Source organism: Achromobacter sp. 2789STDY5608621 (assembly GCF_001299375.1).
GTDB classification, from domain to species: Bacteria; Pseudomonadota; Gammaproteobacteria; order Burkholderiales; family Burkholderiaceae_B; genus Achromobacter; species Achromobacter insuavis.
Map to the genome: position 1 here is coordinate 1 of NZ_CYTU01000069.1, position 24434 is coordinate 24434.

General features: G+C 70.0%; 25 protein-coding genes and 1 tRNA gene. 8 read left to right on the top strand and 18 right to left on the bottom strand.

The window, feature by feature from the left end; all coding sequences use genetic code 11:
* Window positions 1–50: 50 nt before the first annotated feature.
* Window positions 51–1325 (bottom strand): glutamyl-tRNA reductase, encoded by a 1275-nt coding sequence (hemA, locus tag AOZ53_RS31005; protein ID WP_006391699.1) that lies wholly within the window; start codon window positions 1323–1325, stop codon window positions 51–53.
* 306 nt (window positions 1326–1631) lie between these two features.
* Between hemA and AOZ53_RS31010 the strand changes: the two genes are divergently transcribed.
* Window positions 1632–1707 (top strand) — tRNA-Phe (locus tag AOZ53_RS31010).
* 109 nt (window positions 1708–1816) lie between these two features.
* On the opposite strand, the gene AOZ53_RS31015 is transcribed toward AOZ53_RS31010, so the two are convergent.
* The gene (locus tag AOZ53_RS31015; RefSeq protein WP_006391700.1) at window positions 1817–2425 is read right to left on the bottom strand and encodes a LysE family translocator; all 609 of its coding nucleotides are present in this window, start codon (window positions 2423–2425) and stop codon (window positions 1817–1819) included.
* Between the two features lie 78 nt (window positions 2426–2503).
* The gene (locus AOZ53_RS31020; protein WP_054429367.1) at window positions 2504–2980 is read right to left on the bottom strand and encodes an Lrp/AsnC family transcriptional regulator; all 477 of its coding nucleotides are present in this window, start codon (window positions 2978–2980) and stop codon (window positions 2504–2506) included.
* Window positions 2981–3173: 193 nt separating this feature from the next.
* On the opposite strand from AOZ53_RS31020, the gene AOZ53_RS31025 reads away from it, so the two are divergent.
* Together AOZ53_RS31025 and AOZ53_RS31030 are read left to right on the top strand one after the other, a co-directional pair.
* On the top strand, window positions 3174–3818 hold the full coding sequence (locus AOZ53_RS31025; RefSeq protein WP_082380361.1) for a LysE family translocator: 645 nt from the start codon (window positions 3174–3176) through the stop codon (window positions 3816–3818).
* A 21-nt stretch (window positions 3819–3839) separates the two neighbouring features.
* Window positions 3840–4739 (top strand): EamA family transporter, encoded by a 900-nt coding sequence (locus AOZ53_RS31030; RefSeq protein WP_054429366.1) that lies wholly within the window; start codon window positions 3840–3842, stop codon window positions 4737–4739.
* A gap of 6 nt (window positions 4740–4745) precedes the next feature.
* Here the strand turns inward: AOZ53_RS31030 and AOZ53_RS31035 are convergent, their stop codons facing one another.
* The 5 genes from AOZ53_RS31035 to AOZ53_RS31055 form a co-directional block, all read right to left on the bottom strand.
* Window positions 4746–5729: a Bug family tripartite tricarboxylate transporter substrate binding protein gene (locus AOZ53_RS31035; protein ID WP_054490792.1), complete on the bottom strand. Its 984-nt coding sequence runs from the start codon at window positions 5727–5729 to the stop codon at window positions 4746–4748.
* 111 nt (window positions 5730–5840) lie between these two features.
* Window positions 5841–6626 (bottom strand): 2-oxo-tetronate isomerase, encoded by a 786-nt coding sequence (otnI, locus tag AOZ53_RS31040; RefSeq protein ID WP_054474857.1) that lies wholly within the window; start codon window positions 6624–6626, stop codon window positions 5841–5843.
* Between the two features lie 73 nt (window positions 6627–6699).
* Window positions 6700–8721 carry a TonB-dependent receptor domain-containing protein gene (locus AOZ53_RS31045; RefSeq protein WP_231690714.1) on the bottom strand — a complete coding sequence of 674 codons (2022 nt, stop codon included), beginning with the start codon at window positions 8719–8721 and terminating at the stop codon, window positions 6700–6702.
* Window positions 8722–8927: 206 nt separating this feature from the next.
* The gene (locus tag AOZ53_RS31050) at window positions 8928–10025 is read right to left on the bottom strand and encodes a M14 family metallopeptidase (RefSeq protein ID WP_054490794.1); all 1098 of its coding nucleotides are present in this window, start codon (window positions 10023–10025) and stop codon (window positions 8928–8930) included.
* Window positions 10025–11356, bottom strand: coding sequence for an MFS transporter (locus AOZ53_RS31055; RefSeq protein WP_054490796.1), 1332 nt, complete (start codon window positions 11354–11356; stop codon window positions 10025–10027). The genes AOZ53_RS31050 and AOZ53_RS31055 overlap by 1 nt, the downstream gene beginning before the upstream one ends.
* A 138-nt stretch (window positions 11357–11494) precedes the next feature.
* Here AOZ53_RS31055 and AOZ53_RS31060 point away from each other — a divergent pair, with 138 nt between their 5' ends.
* Together AOZ53_RS31060 and AOZ53_RS31065 are read left to right on the top strand one after the other, a co-directional pair.
* Entirely contained in the window at window positions 11495–12397 is a 903-nt protein-coding gene (locus AOZ53_RS31060) for a LysR substrate-binding domain-containing protein (protein ID WP_231690282.1), read from the top strand.
* A 67-nt stretch (window positions 12398–12464) separates the two neighbouring features.
* Window positions 12465–13172 (top strand): FadR/GntR family transcriptional regulator, encoded by a 708-nt coding sequence (locus tag AOZ53_RS31065; protein ID WP_054429360.1) that lies wholly within the window; start codon window positions 12465–12467, stop codon window positions 13170–13172.
* Window positions 13173–13246: 74 nt separating this feature from the next.
* Here the strand turns inward: AOZ53_RS31065 and otnK are convergent, their stop codons facing one another.
* From otnK to AOZ53_RS31095, 6 genes are all read right to left on the bottom strand, one after another.
* The gene (gene otnK / locus AOZ53_RS31070) at window positions 13247–14509 is read right to left on the bottom strand and encodes a 3-oxo-tetronate kinase (RefSeq protein WP_054490798.1); all 1263 of its coding nucleotides are present in this window, start codon (window positions 14507–14509) and stop codon (window positions 13247–13249) included.
* The gene (ltnD, locus tag AOZ53_RS31075; protein WP_054490800.1) at window positions 14506–15414 is read right to left on the bottom strand and encodes an L-threonate dehydrogenase; all 909 of its coding nucleotides are present in this window, start codon (window positions 15412–15414) and stop codon (window positions 14506–14508) included. Before ltnD ends, otnK begins: the two co-directional genes overlap by 4 nt.
* The gene (denD, locus tag AOZ53_RS31080) at window positions 15411–16388 is read right to left on the bottom strand and encodes a D-erythronate dehydrogenase (RefSeq protein WP_054490801.1); all 978 of its coding nucleotides are present in this window, start codon (window positions 16386–16388) and stop codon (window positions 15411–15413) included. The genes ltnD and denD overlap by 4 nt, the downstream gene beginning before the upstream one ends.
* A complete protein-coding gene (otnI, locus tag AOZ53_RS31085; protein WP_054490803.1) occupies window positions 16385–17176 on the bottom strand; it encodes a 2-oxo-tetronate isomerase in 792 nt (263 codons plus the stop codon). Before otnI (AOZ53_RS31085) ends, denD begins: the two co-directional genes overlap by 4 nt.
* Window positions 17177–17243: 67 nt before the next feature.
* Complete coding sequence (locus tag AOZ53_RS31090; RefSeq protein WP_054429355.1) at window positions 17244–17882, bottom strand: 3-oxo-tetronate 4-phosphate decarboxylase; 639 nt, start codon at window positions 17880–17882, stop codon at window positions 17244–17246.
* 139 nt (window positions 17883–18021) lie between these two features.
* Window positions 18022–18459 (bottom strand): hypothetical protein, encoded by a 438-nt coding sequence (locus AOZ53_RS31095; protein ID WP_054429354.1) that lies wholly within the window; start codon window positions 18457–18459, stop codon window positions 18022–18024.
* A 193-nt stretch (window positions 18460–18652) separates the two neighbouring features.
* Between AOZ53_RS31095 and AOZ53_RS31100 the strand changes: the two genes are divergently transcribed.
* A complete protein-coding gene (locus AOZ53_RS31100; RefSeq protein ID WP_054490805.1) occupies window positions 18653–19090 on the top strand; it encodes a SecDF P1 head subdomain-containing protein in 438 nt (145 codons plus the stop codon).
* Between the two features lie 54 nt (window positions 19091–19144).
* Here the strand turns inward: AOZ53_RS31100 and AOZ53_RS31105 are convergent, their stop codons facing one another.
* A complete protein-coding gene (locus AOZ53_RS31105; RefSeq protein ID WP_054490806.1) occupies window positions 19145–20029 on the bottom strand; it encodes an SDR family oxidoreductase in 885 nt (294 codons plus the stop codon).
* 97 nt (window positions 20030–20126) lie between these two features.
* Here AOZ53_RS31105 and AOZ53_RS31110 point away from each other — a divergent pair, with 97 nt between their 5' ends.
* Window positions 20127–20978 carry a helix-turn-helix transcriptional regulator gene (locus tag AOZ53_RS31110; RefSeq protein ID WP_054474859.1) on the top strand — a complete coding sequence of 284 codons (852 nt, stop codon included), beginning with the start codon at window positions 20127–20129 and terminating at the stop codon, window positions 20976–20978.
* Here the strand turns inward: AOZ53_RS31110 and AOZ53_RS31115 are convergent.
* Window positions 20943–21851, bottom strand: a complete 909-nt coding sequence (locus AOZ53_RS31115) for an alpha/beta fold hydrolase (RefSeq protein ID WP_054490808.1) — start codon at window positions 21849–21851, stop codon at window positions 20943–20945. The two genes, AOZ53_RS31110 and AOZ53_RS31115, sit on opposite strands and share 36 nt — an antisense overlap.
* Before the next feature lie 90 nt (window positions 21852–21941).
* Between AOZ53_RS31115 and AOZ53_RS31120 the strand changes: the two genes are divergently transcribed.
* Window positions 21942–22328 carry a MerR family transcriptional regulator gene (locus AOZ53_RS31120; RefSeq protein ID WP_054429349.1) on the top strand — a complete coding sequence of 129 codons (387 nt, stop codon included), beginning with the start codon at window positions 21942–21944 and terminating at the stop codon, window positions 22326–22328.
* Between the two features lie 28 nt (window positions 22329–22356).
* Here the strand turns inward: AOZ53_RS31120 and AOZ53_RS31125 are convergent, their stop codons facing one another.
* Entirely contained in the window at window positions 22357–23220 is an 864-nt protein-coding gene (locus AOZ53_RS31125) for a LysR family transcriptional regulator (protein ID WP_054490810.1), read from the bottom strand.
* Window positions 23221–23316: 96 nt separating this feature from the next.
* Window positions 23317–24318 carry an alpha/beta hydrolase gene (locus AOZ53_RS31130; RefSeq protein WP_054490812.1) on the bottom strand — a complete coding sequence of 334 codons (1002 nt, stop codon included), beginning with the start codon at window positions 24316–24318 and terminating at the stop codon, window positions 23317–23319.
* Window positions 24319–24434 lie beyond the last annotated feature (116 nt).

A 24434-nucleotide genomic window follows, 5' to 3' on the forward strand; every position in this document is an offset into this window, starting at 1 on the left:
CGGGCGCCCGTGACGAGCGCCCGCCGCAAGGCGGGGCGGGAACAGCGCCGCTAACGGCGCGAGTCGCGGCCGGGGAACAGGCGCGGCATCCAGGCAAGCAGCTGCTTGCGGTCCTCGCCTTCGCTGCGGTTCAACGCCGCCAGCGGGCCATGCAGGTATTTCTGGGTCAGGCCGTGGGCCAGCTGCTCGAGCACGGCTTCCGGCGATTCGCCGCGCGCCAGCAGGCGGCGGGCGCGCTCGAGTTCGGCGGCGCTGACGTCTTCGGCGGCCTGGTGCAGGTCGCGGATGACGGGCACCACTTCGCGCGATTGCATCCAGTGCATGAAGCCCTGGACGCGGGTTTCGATGATGGCCTCGGCCTGCACCACGGCGGCGCGGCGCGCGTCGGTGCCGGTCTGGACCAGACGGCCCAGGTCATCGACGGAATACAGGTAGACGTCGTCCAGGCGGCCGACCTCGGGTTCGATGTCGCGCGGCACGGCCAGGTCGATCATGACCATGGGGCGGTGGCGGCGCAGGCGCGTGGCCCGTTCCACCATCCCCAGCCCGAGGATGGGCAGGGAGCTGGCCGTACAGGAGACGACCACGTCGAATTCGGAAAGGCGGTCGGTCAGGTCCGACAGCTTCATGGTGCTGGCCGAGAACCGGTTGGCCAGCAGCTCGGCGCGTTCGGCCGTGCGATTGGCCACCACCATGCTGCGCGGACGCTGCGCGGCGAAGTGGGTGGCGCACAGCTCGATCATTTCGCCCGCGCCGATGAACAGCGTGCGGGCCTGGTCCAGGTTGCCGAACACGCGTTCGGCCAGGCGCACCGCGGCGGCGGCCATGGACACCGACTGCGCGCCGATGGCGGTCTGCGAGCGGACTTCCTTGGCGACCGAAAAGGTGCGCTGGAACATCTGGTGCAGCAAGGTGCCGAGCGAACCGGCCTCGCCGGCGGCGCGCACCGCGTCCTTCATCTGGCCGACGATCTGGGTTTCGCCCAGCACCATGGAATCGAGCCCGCTGGCCACGCGGAAGGCGTGGCGCACGGCGTCGTCCTGCTGGTGGCGGTACAGATGCGGGCGCAGCGTGCCGGCGTCCAGGCGGTTGTGCTCGGCCAGCCACGCGGGCAGCTGGTCGGCCACGTGGCCGTCGGCGGCGCAATAGATTTCGGTGCGGTTGCAGGTCGACAGGATGGCGGCTTCGCGCACCGACCCGCCGAACGCGGAACGCAGGCCTTCCAGCGCCGGCTTGACCAGATCGACGGGCATGGACACGCGTTCGCGAACCGACACCGGCGCGGACGTGTGATTCAGACCGAAGGCTAGGACAGCTACCGACATGTAAAGGACAAGGCCGTGAGTATTAGAGCTGTGGTCCCCGCAAAGCCCATGCGGTGCAGCGTGCATGTAACAGCGGACCGGCCATGATTATACTCCCGCGGGTTATCCCCATGCCATTCGGGGCCCGGGCCGCGACGCTGGGTCGCACCCCACGCGACGCTTGGTCGCACCCCATGCAACCGCCGCTTGCGGTAGTATGCGCCCCTTGCCCCTCGCCATGCGGGAAGGCGCCGCGAAAATTCTTCAAACTTTTTTCGAGGCGGCTGGCACAAGTCCAAAAAATTGTGTATAGTTGCGGACTTCGTTGGCCTGGTAGCTCAGTCGGTAGAGCAGAGGATTGAAAATCCTTGTGTCGGTGGTTCGATTCCGCCCCAGGCCACCAGAATTAAAAAGCCCGGCTCCTTGGAGTCGGGCTTTTGCATTGTGGCGCCGGGATCAAAGCCCGGAGATCAAAGGCCGCGGATCAAAACGCGCGGATCAAAACCCGGGGCTCAAGACCCCGGCAGCGCCACCCCCATCGCCGCGAACAATCCCCCGCACACCTTGTTGAAGCGCCGGCCGGCGCGTTCGAGCCACGGCCGCACGCGGTGCGCCAGGCGCGCCAGCACGTACTCCACCACGAACTCGATGGCCACGAAGGTCGCGGCCATGATCAGGAATTGCGTAAACAGGCTGCGGGCCGGATCGATGAACTGCGGCAGGAAGGCGCCGTAGAACAGCAGCGCCTTGGGATTGGCGATCGCCGACAGGAAACCCTGGCTGAACATGCGGGTGCCGCGCAGCCGCGGCATGTCGGGCGCCGGGCGCAGCTGCACGCCGGGCGAGCGCCACAGCTGGATGCCGAGCCAGATCAGGTACGCGCCGCCGGCCCACTTCAGCACCGTCAGCGCCGGCCCCCAGGCCTTGAGCAGCGCGCTGATGCCCAGCATCGACAGGGCGATCAGCGCAATGAAGCCGACCGCGCCGCCAGCGATGGTGCACAGCGCCTTGCGATGCCCGTGCAGCGCGCCGTGGGTCAGCGCCAGCAAGGTGTTGGGGCCGGGCGTGATCGACAGGCCGATCACGGCAACCAGGTAGATGAGCCAGCTGTGCAATGCCATGGCGGTGAGACACGGAAAGAGGAGGAGGCGGCCAGTCTAGCGCCGCCGGCTCGGCCCACGCAATCGGCGGCGAGCCCGCTACGCCTCGCCGGGCTGCGTCGTCGGCACCGCCAGTCCGTATTTGACGCGGTTCATCACCACCAGCGTCGAGAAGCGCTTCACGTTGGGATCGCCCCAGAAATGGCGCTGCGCGAAGGCGTCGTACTCCGCCATGTCGCGCACGGTCATGGTGACGACGAAGTCCACCTCCCCCGTCACCGCCAGGCACTGCATGATCTCCGGCGCGCCGCGCATCGCGCGCTTGAAGGTGTCCAGCTTGTCGGCGCGCTCGCTTTCGAGCGACACCAGCACCACCATCATGATGTCGCGCCCCACCGCCGCCGGCTCCACCACCGACACATCCCCCAGCACCACTCCGGATTCGCGCAACCGCTTCATGCGCCGCAGGCACGATACCGGCGACAGGTTCACGCGCTCGGCCACCTCCTGGCTGGTGCGCTGGTTGTCTTCCTGCAGGCTCTGCAGGATCTGAAGGTCGAAATCGTCTAGTTCCATGGGGTCTCGGCGCCGCGGCGGTCCAGGCCGTGCGGGCCTGTAGACGGATTCTAAACGGGCGCGCAAAACGACCTGCCCCCAAATTCGACGGGAAACTTCATTTGCGCACCGCTGGCTGCAGGAATTAATCAGGCGCCTTGCTTACACTGGGAACCCTCTGGTCGCCCTCGCGGCCAGGCGCAGCCCGATTCCCATGCCGTCACTCCAGCTTTTCCTGCTCTTCCTGGCCGCCGACGCGGCGTTGAAACTCACCCCCGGCCCGGACATGGCGCTGACGCTGTCGCGAGGCATGACGCAGGGCTTCCGGCCGGCGTTCCACAGCGTGCTGGGCAATGTGGCGGCGGGTTTCATCCAGGTGCCGGCCGTGGTGCTGGGGCTGGCCTCGGTGCTGCAGGCGTTTCCGACGCTGTTCCTGGCGATCAAGGCGGCCGGCGGCCTGTATCTGGGCTACCTGGGCATCAAGGCCATCCTGCGCTGCGCCCGCGACGCCGACGTGTCCCTGGCCGCGCGGCCCGGCGAGGCGCGCGATGCGTTCTGGCAGGGCTTCATGACCAATCTGCTGAACCCGAAGGTGCTGCTGTTCATGATCGCCTTCCTGCCGCAGTTCACCACGCCGGACAACGGCCCGGTGTGGATCCAGATGCTGGTGCTGGGCGTGACCATGAAGGCGCTGAGCCTGCCCTACGGCAGCTGCTTCGCCTACGGCGCATCGCGCATCCGCGGCTGGGTCGGACGCAACCCGTGGTTCCTGCGCATGCAGCAGGGGCTGCTGGGCGCGATCATGCTCGGCCTGGCCCTCTACGTGCTCTACTCCACCGCCTCCACCTTGAACCCCTGATTTTTCCGCAGACGCCGCATCATGACCGCCGCCACCCTTCCCTCCGGACGCGATACGTCCGCCTCCACCCTGATGCCGACGCTGTCGCTGATCGGCGCCATGGCCTCGCTGTGCATCGGCACGTCGTTCGCCAAGTCGCTGTTTCCCGAGGTGGGCGCGCAAGGCACCACGGCGTACCGCATCGTCATCGGCGCCATCATCCTGATCGCGTTCTGGCGTCCGTGGCGCTTTCCGCTGACCGCGCGCAACGCCGCCAAGATCGCGCTGTACGGCGTGACGCTGGCCTGCATGAACCTGCTGTTCTACATGGCGCTGCGCACCCTGCCGCTGGGCGTGGCCATCGCCATCGAATTCACCGGCCCGCTGACGCTGGCCGTGGTGCTGTCGCGGCGCGCCATCGACTTCGTCTGGATCGCCTGCGCGCTGGCCGGGCTGGTGCTGCTGATCCCGACCGGCCAATCCATGCACGACCTCGATCCCGCCGGCATCGGCTACGCGCTGGGCGCGGCGGTGTGCTGGGCGCTGTACATCATCTTCGGCAAGATGGCCGGCAACGTGCATGGCGGACAGGCCACCTCGCTGGGCCTGCTGGCGGCCACCATGGTGGCGCTGCCGGTGGGCGCGGCCCACGCCGGCATGGCGCTCTTGGACCCCAAGCTGATCCTGGCCGGCGTGGCGGTCGGCATCCTCTCCAGCGCCCTGCCCTATTCGCTTGAAATGGTGGCGCTGCGGCGCCTGCCGCAGAAGACCTTCGGCGTGCTGCTCAGCATGGAGCCCGCGATGGGCGCGCTGGCCGGCGTCATCGTGCTGAACGAACACCTGTCCGGCACGCAGTGGCTGGCGATCTGCGGCATCATCATCGCCTCGGCCGGCTGCGCCGCCACCGCGCGGCGGCAAAAGCGCGCGGCGGCCGCGGGCTAAGACCCGTCAATCCACCGAAATATTCTTCTGGCGGATCACCGCGCCCCAGTTCTCGTACTCGCGATGCGCGTAGTCGAAGAAGTCGTTCGACGAGCTGCCCATCGGCTCCATGCCCTGCAGCTTGAGCTGCTTGATCACCTCGGGTGACTTCAGCGCCGCCTGGATCGCGCCGCTGAGCTTGTCGACCACCGCCTTGGGCGTGCGCGCCGGCGCCACCACGCCCTGCCAGGCGGTGGCATCCAGCGGCGGGCCGCCGGCCTCGCCGAAGGTGGGCACGTCGGGCAACTGCCCCGAGCGCTCGTTGGCCGGCACCGCGATGGCGCGCAGCTTGCCCGCCTGGATCAACGGCCGCGCGGCGGCCAGATCGGCCATCATCAGCGGCACCACGCCCGCCGCCACGTCCTGCAATGCCGGCGGCGTGCCCTTGTAGGGAATCGCGGTGGCCTTGCCGCCGAACTGGGACAGGAACAATTCCATCGCCAGATGGTGCGGGCTGCCCACGCCCAGCGAGGCGTAGCTGGCCTTCTTGTCGTCGGACAGGTACGCCATCACTTCCGGCATGTTCTTCAGATCGGAAGCCGGCGACGCCACCAGCACGATCGGCAGCGCCACCAGCGTCGAGACCGGCTTCAGGTCCTTCCACGGGTCATACGGCAGCTGCTTGTAGAGCCACGGGTTGAGCGACAGCGTGCTCATGCCGGCGGTCATCAGCGTGTAGCCGTCGGGTGCGGCGCGCGCGGTTTCCTGCGCGGCGACGATGGTGGCGGCGCCGGGGCGGTTCTCCACCACCACGGGCTGGCCCAGCGCCTGGCTCACGTGCTTGGCCACGATGCGGGTGGCCAGGTCACTGCCGCCGCCGGCGCTGAATGGCACCAGCCAGCGGATGGGATGCTCGGGAAATTCTCCGGCCAGCGCGGGCGCGGCCTGCGCGGCGAACGCCGCCACGGCCACGGTTCCCAGCGCGCGGCGGATGAAGCCTCTTCTGGACATGGGGTTGTCTCCTGGTATTCTGAATTTAATTAACATATTAACTATATTTTTGACGCCCGGCGAGCAGGACTGCGGCGACGATCATGGACGCGGCATCGGCGCGGCGCCGCATCAGCCGCGGGCCGCGGCCAGCCAGCGCAGGCCGGCCGAGGTGCCGGCGGCCGGACGGTACTCGCAGCCGATCCAGCCGCTGTAGTCCAGCCCGCGCAGCACCGAGAAGATCCAGCCGTAATCCAGCTCGCCCCGGTCCGGTTCCTGCCGCAGCGGCACGCCGGCGATCTGCAGGTGTCCGACCCGCCCGGTGGGCAGGTACTGGCGCAGCTTGGCGGTGACATCGCCCTCGACGATCTGGCAGTGGTACAGGTCCATCTGCACTTTCAGGTTGGGCGCGTTGACGGCCTGCACCACCTGGTGCGCCTCGTCCTGGCGATTGAGGAAATAGCCGGGGATGTCGCGGGTGTTGATGGGCTCGATCAGCAGCGTCACGCCGACGGAACGCGCCTGGCGCGCGGCCCAGTCGAGGTTCTCGCGGTAGCAGTCCAGCATCTCGGCGCGCGTGACGCCGTCGGGCATCAGGCCCGCCATCACGTGGACCTGGGCGCAGGCCAGCACCGTGGCGTAGCCCAGCGCCTGCTCGATGCCGGCGCGGAATTCGTCCTGGCGGCCCGGCAACGCGGCCAGCCCGCGCTCGCCGCGCGAGGCCACGCCCGGCGGCGCGTTGAACAGGACTTGCGACACGCCGGCGGCATCCATGCGCTCACGCACGAACGCGGCCGGCGCTTCGTAGGGAAACATGCATTCCACGCCCGCGAAGCCGTCGGCCGCGGCGGCCGCGTAGCGGTCCAGGAACGCATGTTCCGGGTACATCATCGAGAGATTGGCGGCGAACTTCAGCATGGCGGACTCCGGGGCGGGCGGCATGCCTGGAAATTAGCATATCCGCCCGTCACGCCCGCCGCGCCGCGATCCCTCAATACGTCATGCGCACGCCCAGCATCACGCTGCGGCCCGGCAGCGGCGCGACCGACGAGATGAACGAAGCGTGGTTGTAGGCCAGCTTGTTCAGCAGGTTGGTGCCGCGCAGGAAGACCTCGTAGCCCGTCGCGCCGTAGCGGCCGCGATACGCCACCACGGCGTTGACCAGGTTGTAGCCCGGCGTGCTGTTCTCATACGCGGCGATGTCCTTCTGCGAGAACACGCGCGCGTACTCGACGCCGCCCGACCACTGCTGCCACTTGACGTTGCCGCGCAGGCCCGCGCGCGCCGCCGGAATCCGCGGCAGGTTGCCGTCGCCGCCAGTCAGCTTGCCGCGCACGTAGTCGCCGAACACCGCCGCCGAGAACACCGGTGTGAACTGGTGCCGCAACTCGCCTTCCACGCCGGTGAATTCGGCGTCGCGCTGGGTGTACTCGATCAGGCGGAAATCCTCATAGCGGTCCAGCGTGTCGGCGTAGATGTAGTTCTTCACCTTGTTGTGGAACACGCTGGCCGAGAAGGTCGTGTCGCCCGCATGCTTGCGCAGCGTCAGGTCGATGTTGCGCGAGGTCTCGCGGCCCAGGCCGGTATTGCCCAGTTCGTAGGTGTTGGTGGCCAGGTGCACGCCGTCGGCGTACAGTTCCTGCGCGGTCGGCAGGCGTTGCGAGCGCGACAGCGACAGGGCCACCGAGTACTGCGGCGCGAAGTCCCAGATGGCGGCTGCCGACAACGACGTGCCCGACAGGCTGCTGCGCGGCGCGCCGCCGGCGGGCGCGATGCGCTGCCAGTCCTGGCGCGCGCCGAGTTCGAAGCGCCAGTCGTTCAGCTGGTATTCCTCCAGCACGAACAGGCCGTTGGAACGGGTGCGGCTGCGCGGCAGGAACGCTTCCTCGCCGTCGGCGCGGAAGTCGCTGTAGGCGTTCTGCAGGCCGATCACGCCGCGCCAGCCGGCCAGCGGCTTGTGCTGCAGCTCGACCCGCAGGTCGTAGCCCTTGTTCTTGAAGCGGGTGCCGACCTGGCCGCCCTCGATCTCCTCGTGCTGGTAGTCGGTCAGGCCGCCGCGCACGCGGATCTTCTCGAAGCCGGCGAACGGGTCCTGGTATTCGGCGCGCAGGTCCAGGCGGTCGCTCCGCAGCTTCACATAGGGCACGCCGCCGTGCGCGTGGTCATGGTCGTGATCTTCGTGATCGCCATCGCCATGGTCGTGGTCGTGGTCGTGGCCGCCGCAATGCAGGTGGGTGCCATGCGGATGGCAACCCTCATACTCGTGATTGTGGCCGGGCAGGCCGTACTTGCTTTCCAGGTGCGTGAACGCCAGGCCCACGTAGCCGCGCGGCGTGATCCACGACAGGCCGACCGAGCCCTGCGTCGATTCACTGTAGGAGCCGGCCAGCTTGCCGCCGGGCCAGTCCGGCACGTCGTAGTCGCTGGTGCGCCGCTTCATGCCTTCGACCCGCACCGCGAACTGGCCTTCGCCGGCGGTGATGCCGATCGCGCCGGCGCGCTCCTTGGTGCCGGTGGCGCCGCGCAGCTCGGCTTCCATCTCCACGCCCTTCTCCGGCACCGCGGTGGGAATCTTCTTGTCCACCACGTTCACCACGCCGCCGATCGCGCCGCCGCCATACAGCAGCGCGGCCGGGCCGCGCAGCACTTCGATGCGTTCGGCCAGCAGGGGCTCGACCGTCACCGCGTGGTCCGGCGAAATGCCGGAGGCGTCCATCACCTCGGAACCGTCGGACAGCACCTTGACGCGGGGCGCGGTCTGGCCGCGGATCACCGGCCGGCTGGCGCCGCCGCCGAAGGTATCGCTGTTCACGCCCGGCAGGCTCTTCAGGGTCTCGCCCAGCGTGCCGGCGCGCCGCTCGACCAGTTCATCGCCTTCCAGCACGGAGGCCGGCAGCATGGTGCTGTTCAGGTCCAGGCCCAAGGGATTCGCGGACACCGTGATCGGCGCCAGCGTGCGATGGCGCGACGGATCGGCCTCGGTCTCGGCCTGCGCCACCGGCGCGGCCAGCATCAGCGAGCAGACCAGCGGCTTGAGCGCCCGCGCGCCGTTCCTGCGCCGCGCCGCCACCGCGCCGCGCTTGCCCCGGGTTCCCTGCGATCCCTGCGTCTTGCCTGTCATCTTTACCCTCATGGATGTTATATCATTACAAATAGCTGAAGGATGATATAACATTTCGATGACAAAGCAAGCCGATCCCCTGGATCGGCCCTGATACCTCAGTCCGCCGCGGCCTCCAGCCCCAGCACGGCCTGCAGTACTGCCACCCGGCTTTGCCCCAGCACCGCGCCATGCCAGTCCGGCGCGTCGCAATAGAACGCGTCCAGCGTGGCCTGCAGGATCTGGTCGCGCAAGGCCGCCGGCGCATCGGGATGCGCGCGCAGCCAGTTGCGTCCGCGCAGCGCGTCCACCACCTGTTCCGACGGCTGCGTGCCGTACTCCAGCGCCATCAGCGTCGGCACCGCATCCGGGCAGGCCTGGTAGGCCAGCCCGGCCAGATGGCCGGTGATGTCCACCGAGGCCGATGTGCCCTGGTAGGGCACGGCGATATCGGCGCCCCACCAGCGGCGCGTGCGCGCCACTTCGGCCTCGTCGCGGCGGCCGGCATAGATCTTCTCGCCGTGTCCGCGCGGCCCCAGCCCGGTATGCACGTCGATCCAGCCGATCTGCGCATGGCCGGCGGCGTGCTCTTCGAGAATGCGGCGCAGGTTGCGCAGGGACGCGGCCGGACGGACGCCGCCATAGAACAGGCCGTCCGCGTGCGTGTACTGCCCGCGGGTCACGGCCTGCTTGAAGGCCGCCAGGCCATGCTCGCCGATGTAGGCGGCGATCTGCTCCCGATTGGCGTCCGACGGCGGCCATTGCGCCGGCAGCAGCAACTCATGGATCTGTCCATAGCCGGGGTTGGCCGGCAGCGGCTGGCCGTCGAACGGCTGCGCGTTGCGGTTCAGGTCGACGTTGCCTTCGTCGGTGCGCGCGATCCACGAAAAGCCATGCGGGTTCACCGCGTGCACCAGCAGCAGCGCCACGCCGGCCTGGCGCGCGCGCTCCAGCATCTCGGCGTCGTCCAGCAACGCCAGTTGGCAACCCGAGCCACAGAAGCCTTCCACGCCGTGGGTGGCGGAGGTCATGATCAGCAGGCGCTCGGCGCCGGCATCGCCGATCAGAGCGACGTCGGTGGCCAGGTCCTCGCCCTCGCGCCCCTTGGGCTCGATGGCATAGGACGCGAAACGCGTCGCCAGCGGCCGGGCGGCGGCGGTGAAGCGCTCGCGCGCCAGGGCATAGCTGCGGGAAAAATAAGGGCTAGCGGATTGCATCAGGCCTCCTGGTTGTCGATATCGTCGCCGGTGCGGTCGCGGATCCAGAACAGCACCACCGTGGAAAGCGCCACCGCCACCATCAGGTACCAGGCGGGCGCCATGGGATTGCCGGTCACGTGCAGCAGCCAGGTCACGAAGAACTGGGCAAAGCCGCCGAAGACGGAAATCCCCAGACCGTACACCACCGACATGCCCGTGGTACGCACGGCTTTCGGAAACAGTTCGGGCAGCATGGTGATGCCGGGCGCGGATTGCAGCGCCAGCAGGATCGACAGCAGCCCCACCACCAGCATCAGCCGCGCGCTGCTGGGCGCCGCGATCAGCCACTCGAAGCACGGCAGCAGCACCGCCACCGTCGTCACGCGCGACCAGAAGATCACGCGCTTGCGCCCCACCCGGTCGGCCAGCATGCCGACCAGCGGCGCGAACAGGAAGCCGACCGCGCCCACCACCACACTGGCCGACAGCGTCGAGGTCGCCGGCAGGCCGAGTTCGCGATGCGCATACGACGGCATGTAGAAGCCGATGATCTGCGCGCACACCATGCCGCCGATCATCAGCAGGATGCCCTTGGCGACCTCGGTCTTGTGTTCGGCGAAGACGCGGCGCAGCGGCTGGTGGCCCACGGCGCGCGGCCGGCCGCCAGCCGGCTCGTCGACGTGCAGCGTCTCTTCGAGATTGCGGCGGATGTATGCGCCCACCGGCACCGTCAGGATGCCGATCACGAACGGCACGCGCCAGCCCCAGGCCTGCATCTGCTCGGCGGTCAGTGCGGCGGTCAGCGTGCCCACCACCACGGCGCCCAGCGCCACGCCGAGCGACTGGCTGCCGAATTGCCAGCTGGAATAGAAGCCGCGCCGCGTGGGCGGCGCGTGCTCGACCAGCAGCGTGGTCGACGCGCCCACCTCGCCGCCGGCGGCAAAGCCCTGGATCAGCCGCGCCAGCACCATCATCACCGGCCCCAGCAGCCCCATCTGCGCATGCGTGGGCGCGGCGGCGATCAGCGCACAGCCCAGGCCCATCAGCCACAGCGTCAGCGTCATGGCGGCGCGGCGGCCATGGCGGTCGGCGTAGGAGCCGATCAGCATGCCGCCCACCGGCCGCATCAGGAAGCCGACGCCGAAGGTGGCCGTGGTCAGCAACAGTTGCCCATAGCCGGAGGCCGCCGGAAAGAACAGCGGCCCGATGACCAGCATCAGGAAAGTGAATACGGTGAAGTCGAAGAACTCGAGCGCGTTGCCGATGGTGGTGCCGGCGATGACCCGCCGGCGCATGGAAGGCGTATGCAGGCTGCGCGCGCCGGCGCCGGCCGCGATGGCGATAGACATGTTTTCCCCTTGATGTCCGATCCGTCTCCGCCGGTCCGTGTGCCGGTATCCGTGCGGTGCTAGTGAATATACGGATGGCGGGCGAAACGCAAAAGACAGTATTTTTGCTGCAGCGATGACTTTTGCTTATACCCCACCGTGCCCGCTCCGATGAACCTGCGCCAGCTGCGCGCCTTCGTGCTGATCGCCGAGCACGGCAGCATCCGCGCCGCCGCGCGCGCCCTGTGCGTGACGCAGCCGGCGGCCACGCGCAGCCTGCGCGAACTGGAACAGAGCCTGGGCGCGGAATTGGTGCGGCGCAGCGCCAAGGGCGTCGAGCTGACGCCCTACGGCCAGGCGCTGCACAAGCGCGCCGTGCTGATCCTGCAGGAAGCGCGGCGGGCGCAGGAAGACATCGACCAGATGCGCGATGGCGAGGGCGGCACGCTCAACCTGGCCATCAGCTCGTCGGTGCTGCCGATCCTGCCGACGGCGCTGGCCGCGTTCCGCGCGCGCATGCCGCGCGTCGCCGTGGCCTTCCATGAGGTCGCGCCGCCCTACAGCCACGAACAGCTGGAAACCGGCCGCTATGACCTGGTGGTGCAGACCGAATACGACGGCGACATCTACGACGGCTTCGCCCGCACCACGCTGTTCACCCTGCCGCTGGCGGTGGGCGCGCGCGCCGACCATCCCCTGCGCCACGCGACCGACCTGGCCGAGCTGAGCGACCTGCTGTGGCTGATGCCGGGCAATACGCAGACGCCCACCAACCTGCTGCGGCTGGCCTACTCCGAACGCGGCCTGCCGCCGCCCGCCGACGTGATTCCCTGCCAATCCATTGCCATCGCCCTGGCGATACTGGGCCAGAGCGACGCCGTGGGTTTCTTCGTGCGCAACGGCTTGCATCGCGTGCTGGCGCCGACGTCGCTGTGCATCCTGCCGCTGGCGCATCCGCTGCCGGCGGCGCGGGTGTCGATCCTGACGCGGGCGGATTCGCCGCCGACGCCAGCCGCGCAGTATTTCATCGACTGCCTGAACCGCGCCCGCGCGGCGGCGTGAGCCGGCGGGTTATCATGAGCCCCCCATCCCAGAGCCACGTCCCGCCCGCCTTGCGCGGTCCCATGCCATGGCGTTTCCCCGACTCCACACGCCCCCCACGCTGACCGATACGGTGGCCAAGCAGCTGCTCGCCGAGATCGACGCGGGCCGCGTGCTGCCCGGCGAAAAACTGCCCACCGAAACGCGCCTGGCCGAGCAGTTCGGCGTCAGCCGCACCGTCATCCGCGAAGCGGTGTCGCGGCTGCGCCAGGACGGCATCGTCGAGGCGCGCCAGGGCAGCGGCGTGTTCGTCACCGGCCAAGGCGGCCAGCGCGCGCTGCGCATCGACGCGGCCGAACTGTCGTCGCTGGACGCGGTGCTGCACATCGTCGACCTGCGGCGCGCGCTCGAAACCGAAATCGCGGCGCAGGCCGCGGCCCAGCGCAGCAAGCGCGACATGGCGGCCATCGACGACGCGCTGGCGGCCATTGCCGCCGCGGTCGAGCGCGGCGGCGACGGCGTCAAGGAAGACGTGGCCTTCCACCGCTGCATCGCGCAGGCCACCGGCAACCCCTACTTCCTGGCCACCCTGGCGTTCGTCAGCCAATACCTGGAAGCCGCCACCCGCGTCACGCGCGGCAACGAGGCGCGCCACGCCGACCAGATGCGCGCGGTGCTGCAGGAACACGCCGCCATCGCGGATGCCATCCGCCGCCAGGACGTGGAGGCGGCGCGCGAAGCCGCCCGCATCCACATGGTCAACGCCGCCGGACGCCTGCGCCAGGCACATCGCTGAGGCGGCTCGTCAATCCGCCTGGTTGAAATGCGGCCTCAATAGGCACCGCCAATACGCGCAGTCAATGCGCGCCGTCAGGCGTCCTGGCCGAAGGCCCGCGTGAAGAAATCCACGCCGCCGAAATTGCCTGACTTCAGGGCGATGCTGATGCGCGCCCCCACCGCCTGCGCCTGGCCCGCGCACCACGGCACCCCCGGATCGATCTGCTCGCCGATGGCCAATTGCGTCAGGCCCAGCGCCTGCACCACCGCGCCCGAGGTCTCGCCGCCGGCCACGATCAGCTGCCGCACCCCGAGCCGCGCCAGGCCCGCCGCGATCCGCGCGATCGCGTCCTCGACCAGCGCCCCGGCGCGCGCCGCGCCCAGGCTGGCCTGGGTCGCCTGCACGGCGTCGGGCCGGGCGGTCGAATAGATCAGTACCGGGCCATCGGGCAGGCGCGGCGCGGCCCAGGCCAGCGCCTGCGCCACCACGTCGTCACCCGCGGCGATGCGCAGCGGATCGAGCGCCAGCGCCGGCCCGCCCGCCGCGATGAACGCGGCGACCTGGCCCTGGGTCGCGATGGAGCAACTTCCCGCCACCACCGCCTGCGTTCCCGGCTCGCGCGGCAGGCCGGCGGCCGCGCCCCGCGCCAGCCCCCAGTTGCCGGGCAGGCCGATGGCCACGCCCGAGCCCGCCGTCACCAGCGGCATGCCCTTGAGCGCCGGCCCCAGCGCCAGCAGGTCATCATTGGAAATGGCGTCGACGATGGCGATCTCCACGCCCTCGCGCCGCAACGCATCGATGCGGCCTCGAATCGCCTCGGCGCCACGCGCCACCACCGCATAGTCGATCAGGCCGACCTTGCGCCGGGTCTGCGCCGACAGCACGCGAACCAGGTTGGCGTCGGTCATCGGCGTCAGCGGATGATGCTGCATGCCCGATTCATTCAGCGGTACGTCGCCGGCGAACAGGTAGCCCTTGAACACCGTGCGCTTGTTGTCCGGAAAGGCCGGCGTGGCGATGGTGAAATCGGTGCCGAGCGCCGTCATCAGCGCGTCGGCGACCGGGCCGATATTGCCCTGCGTCGTGCTGTCGAAGGTCGAGCAGTACTTGAAATATATCTGCTCGGCGCCCTGCACGCGCAGCCATTCGAGCGCGGCCAGCGACTGCGCCACCGCGTCGGCGGCTGGCAAGGTGCGGGTCTTCAATGCCACCACGACCGCGTCGGCGGGCGTCTCCAGCGCGCCGTCGGGCACGCCGATGGCCTGCACCGTGCGCATGCCGGCGCGCACCAGGTTGTTGGCCAGATCGGTGGCGCCGGTGAAATCGTCGGCGATGCAGCCCAGCTTGATCGTCATGCGGACTCCGGCAAGGTGATTCCGGGAAAGATCTTGATGACCGCGCTGTCGTCCTCGCGCCCGTGTCCGGCGGCCGACGCCTGCATGAACATCTGGTGCGCGGTGGACGCCAGCGGCAGCGGAAACTTGCTGTGGCGCGCGGTGTCCAGCACCAGTCCCAGGTCCTTGACGAAGATGTCCACCGCCGACAACGGCGTGTAGTCGCCCGCCAGCACGTGCGCCATGCGGTTCTCGAACATCCAGCTGTTGCCGGCGCTGTGGGTGATGACCTCGTACAGCGCATCGGCATTGACCCCTTCGCGCAACCCCAGCGCCATGGCTTCGGCGGCGGCGGCGATATGCACGCCGGCCAGCAGCTGGTTGATGATCTTGACCTTGCTGCCCGCGCCGGCGCGGTCGCCCAGCCGGTAGACCTTGGCCGCCATCGCGTCCAGCACCGGCCCGCACGCCGCGTAGGCGGCCGGCGCGCCGGCGGTCATCATGGTCATCTCGCCCGCCGCGGCCTTGGCCGCGCCGCCCGAGATCGGCGCATCCAGGTACAGCACGCCCAGGGCCGCCAGGCGCGCCTCCAGCGCGCTCGACCAGGACGGATCCACGGTCGAGCACATCACGAACACGCTGCCGGGCCGCAGGGCCGCCGCCAGATCGCCGTCGCCGAACAGCACGCTCTCGGTCTGCTGCGCGTTCACCACCACGCTGACCACCACGTCGCAGGCCGCGGCCAGCGCCGCCAGCGTGTCGCAGGCCACGCCCCCCTGTTCGGCGAACGCCGCCGCCACGCCCGGCCGGATATCGTAGGCATGCACCCGATGGCCGGCGCGCCGCAGGCTCTGCGCGATGCCCGCGCCCATGGCGCCCAGGCCGATCACGCCGACATCGCGCGCGGCTTCCTCATGATGGCTCATACCGTTCCCCGCAAGTCGTCGCCGATGTAGGCGCGGATGATCTCGGCGAAATCGCTGTCGCCTTCCAGGCCCAGTTGCGTGGCCCGCGCCGTGTCCCAGCGCCCCGGCCAACTGCCGACGATGGCCTGCACCCGCGCATCGGCCTGCCAGCTGATGCGGTCGGCGACCGCATCGCCCGCGATCTCGCGCAGCGCCCGCGCCATGTCGGCGGCGGTCACCGACACGCCCGGCAGATTGATCGGCCGGCGATCGGCCACCGCGGCCGCGTCCAGCTCGCAGCCCGCGATCAGCGCCTGCACCGCGCGCCGCGGCGACAGCAGCCACAGGCGCGTGTCCGGCCCCACCGGGCAGGCCGCCGGCTCGCCATTGAGCGGCTCGCGGATGATGCCGCTGGCGAACGACGAGGCCGCCGCGTTGGGCCGGCCCGGCCGCACGCTGATGGTCGGCAGCCGCAACGCGCGGCCATCGATGAAGCCGCGCCGCGTGTAGTCGGCCAGCAGCAGCTCGGCGATCGCCTTCTGCGTGCCGTAGGAAGACTGCGGATTGAGCGCGGTGTCGTCGCGCACCGTCTCCGGCAACGCGCCGCCATAGACCGCGACCGAACTGGTGAACACCACGCGCGGCCGGTGGCCACGCTGGCGGCAGGCCTCGAGCAACGCCCGCGACGCATCCAGGTTGATGCGCATGCCCAGGTCGAAATCGGCCTCGGCCTGGCCGCTGACGATCGCGGCCAGGTGGAACACCGCCGCCGTGTCGGCGCCGATCAGGGCATCCAGGACCGCCGGGTCGGCGATGTCGCCCTGGACCGAGCGCACGCGGGTGTCGTTGATGGCGTCGGTGCGCGTGACGTCCAGCAGGTCGATCTGCGTGATGGGTTCGGGCGCGCCGCCCAGCGCCAGCCTTCCCTGCTCCAGCAGCTTGCGCGCCAGGCGCTGGCCGAGGAAGCCCGCGCCGCCGGTGATCAGTATCTTCATCGCTCGCCTCCCGCGAGATAGGGTCGGGCCCACGCCAGGCCCGCCGACGTCGCGCCCTGGGGCCGGTATTCGCAGCCGACCCAGCCCGTGTAGCCCAGGGAGTCGATCAGCGCCAGCAGGTAGGGGTAATTGAGTTCGCCCAGGTCCGGTTCGTGCCGGTCCGGCACCCCGGCGATCTGGATATGGCCGATGCCCGCCATGTCGCGGCGCAGCTTGACCGCCAGGTCGCCCTCGACGATCTGGCAGTGATAGCAATCGAATTGCACGCGCAGGTTGTCGGCGCCGACCTCGGCGCGGATGGCCTGCGCCTCGTCCTGGCGGGTCAGGAAGAAGCCGGGCATGTCGCGCGGGTTGATCGGCTCGATCACGATGGTCACGCCGGCCGAGGCGGCGGCGCGCGCCGCGCTTTCCAGATTGCGCAGGTAGACCTCGCGGTGGGCGGCGCGGTCGCTTCCCGGCGCCACCAGGCCCGCCATCACGTGCAGCCTGCGGTTGCCCAGCGCCGCCGCATATTCCAGCGCCAGATCCAGCCCGCGGCGGAACTCGTCCTCGCGCCCCGGCAGCGCGGCGATGCCGCGCTCGCCCGCCGCCCAGTCGCCGGGCGGCGCATTGAACAGGGCCTGCGACAGGCCGTGGCCATCCAGCCGCACGCGGATCTCGGCGGCGGCGAATTCGTAGGGGAACAGAAACTCCACCCCCTGGAAGCCGTCGCGCGCGGCCGCGCCGAACCGGTCCAGGAAAGCGTGCTCCGCATACATCATGCTCAGGTTCGCGGCCAGGCGCGGCATCTCGTCGTCTCCGTAGGTTCGCGGTCCGCGTCCACGCGGACCGCCGGCGCGCGGGGCGCCCGTCGTATCAGTAGCGCGCGCCGAAGGTGGCGCGCAGTTCCTCGATGGCGTCCTCGGACAGCGGCGCGGGGCGCGGATCGGACATCAGCCACAGCCGCGCGGTCTCTTCCAGTTCCTCGAGCGCATAGGAGGCATGCGACACCGAGCGTTCCCACACCACCGGCCCGAGACGCTCAAACAGCGCCCCGCGCACCTGCGCGGCCAGCGCCGCCACCTGCGCCGCCGCCACCGGATCGCCGGGGCGGCGATAGGGAATCAGCGGAATGCGCCCGACCTTCATCACCTGGTACGGCGTGATCGGCGGCAACACCTCGTCCTCGCGCCACACGCCCGCCAGCGTCAGCGCGACCAGATGGGTCGAATGGGTGTGCACGACGCCGCGCGCGGCGGGGTCGGCCTGGTAGATGCCCTGGTGCAGCGCCAGGGTCTTGGAGGGCTTGGCGCCCGAGACCCAGTTGCCGGCCAGGTCGACCTTGGCCAGCTCGGCCGGGTCCAGGCGGCCCAGGCAGACATCGGTGGGCGTGATCAGCCAGCCGTCGTCCAGCCGGGCGCTGATGTTGCCGGCCGCGCCGACGGTGTAGCCGCGCTGGTAGAGGCTGGCGCCGACCGTGCAGATCTCCTCGCGAATGCGGGTTTCCGGGGTCATCGCGCGCTCGCCACGAGGCGGCCGCGGGCGGCGGAAAGCGGGTACGGCATGGGGAACTCCCGTGGCTTATTCATATGGTCATCATACAAATTTTGCCGAAAATCCCGGTATCGGGATTACCCGGAATGCCCCGCCGGATTCAGACCGAGTAGTGGTAGTTGCAGTTGACCGTGGCCTTGAGCGGCTGGTTCGCGCCCGGCCCGCCCGGACGCGGCCCGGTGAGCTTGGCCTGGAAGGTGCCCACCACGGCGCCGGTGCCATCCTTCTTGACCGCCACGCTGGCCGGCAGCGCATACAGCGTCAACGGCCAGACCTCGTCCGGCGCCACCAGGGTGAAGACGCCCAACGGAAAATCCGACACGACATAGGCGGGATCCCGGTCCGCGTCGAATCCCAATGTGGCGCCGACATACGTCAGCGTCAGCTTGAGCTCTTCCGAAGACGGCGACGGGATGACGCCGCGCAGCGCGACCTTGCCGCTCTCCGACACACACGACAGTTCGGCGGGCGCCGAACCCGCGTGGGCAACGCCCGCCAGCAGCAGACAGGACAGGAACCAGGGGGCATGCAGCTTCATGGGACGGGTTTCCTCGCAGCGGCCGGCGGATCCGCGGCCTGGGACGATCATCGAGCCGACATATTAGCGGCCAACAATCCGCGCTCAAAGGCCGGCGGCAGGCAATGCCAGCGTTCGCATACAAGTCGTAATATGCGGCGCCGCCGATCGGGCTAGGATGCCGGCATCGATCCGTCCGTTTCCCGGAGCCCCCATGAGCGCCTTCCGATCCCTCGCCTGCGCCGCCCTGCTGCTGGCGGCCGCCGCCTCCCACGCCGAGACCGTGGCCCTGCGCGCGCAGAGCGCCACGCCCGGCATCGAACCGCAGACCAAAATGCGCTTCGTCGACGTGGTGCTGCAACCCGAGAGCCGCCAGGTCCTGGCCGACTTCACCCGCAACCGCGTCGGCAAGCGCGTGCAGTTGCGGTCGAACGGCGTGCTGCTGTCCTCGGCCACGCTGCAAAGCCCGCTCGAGGGCGACAGCTTCCGCATCGTCGCCGGCGAGCACGGCTTTGGCGGCAAGTCCGCCGACGACATCGCCAAGGGCATCATGTCCGGCGGCGGCCTCACCGTGGACGACGAAAGCGGCGCCGCCAACGACGCCGGCACCCGCCCGACGCGGCGCGCGCCGGGGTCGGATTCCGGCGGCTGATGCCGCCCGCGGCGGCGCGTCCGGCCTGGACGTCGCCAGCCTTGGCCCCGCGCCTCAGACCGGCAACTGTGCCAGGCTGTCGAGCAGCCCCGGCCCCGTCGGCCGCCATCCCAGCCGTTCGCGCGTGGCCGCGCTCGAGGCCGACATGTCATGGCCGACGAAGTGCGACAGCCAGCCGAAATGCGCGGCCGCCGCCGCCTCGTCCATGCGGATCACCGGCACGCCCAGGCGGTCGCCGATGGCCTGCGCGATATCGCGGAACGGAATGGGCGACTCGGCCGTGGCGTGATAGCGCGCGCCGGCCTCGCCGTGCTCCAGCGCCGCGCGATACAGCCGCACCGTGTCCGACACATGGGCCGCCGACCAGCCGTTGGCGCCGTCGCCGACATAGCCCGACACGCCCCTGGCCCGCGCCAGCGCCACCATCTCGGTCACCAGCCCCTGCTTCTCGGTGTCATGGATCTGCGACAGGCGCACCACCGACACCCGGACGCCGCGCGCCAGCAATTCCTCGCCCGCCAGCTCCGACGCCTTGCGCGGATTCGGATGCGCCGGATTGAAATGGTCCTCGGTGGCCGGCTGGCCGGGCGCCGCGCTGCCCATCGGCGTGCCCGAGGTGATCAGCAGCGGCCGCGCCGACCCCTGCAACGCCTCGCCCAGCGCGAGAATGACGCGCCGGTCCTTCTCGCAGTTGGCCACGAAATGGGCGAAGTCGTGGTCGAAGGCGGTATGGATCACGGCGTCGCAGGCGGACGCGCCGCGCCGCAGGCTGTCCAGGTCCTCGATGTCGCCGGCGTGCGCGTCGGCGCCCGCCAATTGCAGCGCCCGGGCGCCGCGGTCGGAGCGGGCCAGGCCAAGCACCTGGTGCCCCGCGTTGATGAGTTCGGGCACGATTTTCGAGCCGATGAAGCCGGTCGCGCCGGTCAGAAAGATGCGCAAGATCGCTCTCCTGGGTTGTCAGGCTGCCATCATGCGACGCCGATCTATCCTGTTAAAGTAGTGAACTTATAGGGGTATATATCTCAACTGGCTGGCCATGACATCGCCCACCGACAACCCGCTCGGCGCCTACCTGAAGGACCGCCGCGGCCGGCTCGACCCGGCCGCGTTCGGCTTCACCGCCAGCCGCCGCCGCACGCCGGGCCTGCGCCGCGAAGAGGTGGCGCAGCTCTCGAACATCAGTGCCACCTGGTACACCTGGCTCGAACAGGGCCGCGGCGGCGCGCCCTCGGCCGACGTGCTCAACCGCATCGCCGCCGGCCTCATGCTGACCGAGGCCGAGCGGCATCATCTGTTCCTGCTGGGCCGTGGCCATCCCCCGGACGTCAAATACCAGTCGGCCCAGGGCGTGACGCCGCGCCTGCAGCGCCTGCTGGACGCGCTCGAAATCAGCCCCGCCATCATCCGCACCGCCACCTGGGACGTGGTCGCCTGGAACCGCGCGGCCGCGGCCGTCCTGACCGACTACGGCGCCCTGGCGCCCGAGCAGCGCAACATCCTGCGGCTGGTCTTCTGCAATCCCCGCGTGCGTCAGGCGCAGGACGATTGGGAGGGCATTGCCCGTTTCGTGGTGGGCGCCTTCCGCGCCGACGTGACCCGCGCCGGCGCCGCCTCCGAAGTCGCCCGGCTGGTCGAGGAATTGAGCCGCGACAGCGCGGAATTCGCGGCGCTGTGGCGCGACAACGACGTGCGCGTCCACGGCGAAGGCACCAAGCGCCTGCGCCACGCCCGCGCCGGCCTGCTCGAACTGGAATACTCCGGGTTCTCGGTCGACGGCCGGCCGGACCTGTCCATGGTGGTCTATCACCCCGCCTCGCCGCAGGCCGCCGATCGCATCCGCGCGCTGCTGGCGTCAACGCCCGTTGGCGGCGTCGATGAATCCCGCTAGATCGCGGTTGAAGCGCTCGGCCTCCTCCAGGAATGGCGCGTGTCCCGACGCCGCATACACCGTGGCCTGCAGGCGCGGATTCAGGCGCCTGGCGCGCTCCAGCGACGGCTCGACGCGCACCAGCGCATCGCGCGCCCCGTAGATCAACCATAGCGGCTTGCGCATCGCGCCCAGGCCTTCGCGCGCCGCGATCGTCATCCGCGGCACTGCGGCCTGCATCCCGGGCGACGCCAGCGCGGCATTGGCCAGCAGCCGCGCGAATGTCACCGTGTCGGGCTGCGTCGCGAAGCACAGCGCCAGGAACGCGCGCTCGGCGTCCAGGTGCGTCTTCAGGTCGCTCGACGCCATGCCGCGATACACCTCGGGATGCGGCGCGATCTGGCTGGCTTCCAGTTCGATCACGCCCCCCACGTAGACCGCGCCGGCGATGTCCGCGTCGCCATGCGCGGCCAGGTAATTGGTCGTCACGGCCGCGCCCAGCGACCAGCCCACCAGCACCGGCCGGCGCACGCCCGACGCCGCGATCACGGCCGCCAGGTCATCGGCCCAGCGGCGCCCGTCGGTGTAGGCCAGCGGCGCGGTCGGCTGGCCCGACTGGCCATGGCCGCGCAGGTCGTACGTGATCAGGCGGTAGCGCTGCAGCAACGGGCTGGATACTTGCGCGTCCCAGCTGAGGCGGCTGCCGAGCAGGCCGTGGACGAACACCACGGCGGGGCCGGCCGGATCGCCGGACTCCTGGATGGCCAGGGTCACGCCGTCGGGCGCGACGGCGGTGTACTGGCGGCTGTCGGCATGCGCCGCGGCGCTCGCCAGGAGCAGCGCGGCGGCCGCCAGCAGGCGGCGGAAACAACGGAAAAACAAGGGGCCCGGCATGGGACTGACTCCTGGATGACAAAAGGGGAATCACAGTCTCAACCGTCACACCGGTGTTAGAGTCAAGCGGTCGTTTCGTGAAGATATGCCATGACGCCCCCGCCCGCCGCCAAGCCGATGTCGATCGGCGCCCTAGCCCGCGCAACCGGCGCCAGCCTGCGCTCGATCCGCCATTACGATGCGCACGGCCTGCTGGCCTCCTCGCGCGCCGCCAATGGCTACCGCAGCTTTGCGTCCGCGGCGGTCAGCCAGGTACGGCAGATCCAGCGCCTGATCGCGACCGGCTTCAGCCTCGCCGAAATCCAGGGCTTTCCCGATTGCATGCGCATGATCGAAGGCGCGGCGGCCTGCCCGGAAACCTCCGACGTGCAGCGCCAACGGCTGGCCTCGGTCGAACGGCAGATCGCCGACCTGGAACGGCGCCGCGCCCGACTGCGCCAGATGCTGGCCGAGGGCGCCACGGCCCCCGGGAAATAGCCGCCCGCGGCCACGCCGTTCACGGCGGTCAAGCGCGCAAGCGCGGCTCCTGCTGCACGCACTCCACCAGGAAATCCATCACCGCCTTGACCGCGGGCGACCGGCGCAGATCCGGAAACACCGCCAGCCAGAGTTCGCGCGAGGGCGCCTCGCCCTCCACCGCCAGCCGTTGCAGCATGGCGTCGCTGTCACCGACGATCGTCGGCAGCACCACCGCGCCCAGCCCCGACCGCGCCGCCATCTGCTGCGCCGCCAGGTCGCTGGCCGCGAACACCACCGGCCGGTGGCGGCGGATCTGGTGCAACCAGGCCTGCTGCGGCAGCGCATCGCCGCTTTCGTCGTACGCGATGAAGCGCCACTGGTCGGCGGGCTGTTCGCCGAACCCGGGACTGCCGTACAACGCGAAGCGCACCACACCGATCTTCCTGCGCACCAGCGCCTCCTCTTCCGGACGCACGGTGCGCAGCGCGATGTCGGCTTCGCCCCGGTCCAGCGCCACCCGCGACCGCGACGGCAACAGCACCACGTTGAGTTTCGGATGCCGCTCGCGCAGCGCGGCCATGCGCGGCGCGAGGCAATGGCTGGCCAGCGACGGCGGCGCGCTGACCCGCACCGTGCCGGCCACCTCGATCGAGGCAATGCGCGACAGCTGCTCGACGCCCGTGGCGATCTCGGTCATGGCGCCGGCCAGGCGCGCCAGCGCGCGGCCGTCCTCGGTCAGCGGCCGGCTGCGCGGCAACCGGTCCACCAGCCGCAGGCCCAGCGATTTCTCCAGCGCGTCGATGCGGCGTCCCACGGTGGCATGCTCGACCTGCAACTCGCGGGCGGCCGCCGACAACGATTGGGTGCGGGCCAATACGGTGAAGTAATACAGGTCCTGCCAGTCGAACATCGGATTACCTGCTCACGAAGAGAAAGACCTTGTGGGAGAAAATTCCCGGATCCTGATTCCGTTTTTACCATGCGCCGTCCTGACGCCTGGGCACGCCTACGGTTCGACGGCGACCTGCAACGCGTGCGCCAGCGACACCCGCAGCATCTCGCCATGGCCGAACTGCGGGAACGCCTCGTAGCGGGCATCCGCGCCGCCCTCACGCAGGCCGGCCACCATCGCGCGCACGGCAGGCTGCAAGTCGATCGGCGTGCCATCCGGCCGCGTCGACGGCGCATCGGGCCGCTGGCGCGCCGGGTCGCGCGGCCGGGTGCCCGCCAGCACGATCACGCGCTTGCCGGCCGCGCGCCGCGCATCGAAGCGCCGCCACTCCCGCAGCAAGGCGCCGTCCGCCCACCAGGCCGAGGGGTCCCCCGTGATGTAGCGCGCGAACGTGTCCGGCTGCGTGAACAGCACATGCAACGCGAACAGGCCGCCATAGGAATGGCCCCACAGGTATTCGCGCTTCACGTCGACCGCGGCGCGCCCGCGCACCAGCGGCTTGACCCGTTCCCGCAGGAAAGCCAGGAACACGTCGGCGCCGCCGCCCGCGCGGCCCAGCACCACCGGATCCGGCTGCCGCACGCCTTGCTCGAACACGGGCGGCGTGTAGTCATAGGCGCGCGCAACCACGTCGTTGCGCGTCGGCACGTCATAGCCCACGGCCACCAGCAACGGCGCGCCGGCCGCGCCCAGCCGGGCCAGATCGGCGTCGGTCAGCGTGGCCAGCGCCGCGTTGCCGTCCAGCAGGTACAACACCGCGCTGCCGCCAGCCGGCGCGGCCTGGCGCGGCACGGCGATCTGGATGCGGTAATGGCGCTTGCCATCGGCCGAATCGAGGCGATGCGTTTCAAAGCGATAGACCGTCGACGGCCGGTCGGCCACGGTTTCGCCGACGAGCTGGTCCCCGCGCGCGGCCGGTGCGCCGGCGGCGGAGGGCGTCTGCGCCGGTATCTGCGTTGGTGCCGGTGCCTGCGCCTGCGCCTGTGCCCCCAGGCTACCGAAGACGCCGCTGAACATGGCGGCCAGGCAAAGACGGAACAGGGTGCGGGAGGACATCGGCTTCTCGGAATCATGCGTGCCGGCAGGCGCGGGCCTGGCGGCAACAGGGGAAACAACGCGGCGCGCCAGCACGGCTGGCGCCTGCCGCAGGATAGCCCAGACAGGAGCGCGAC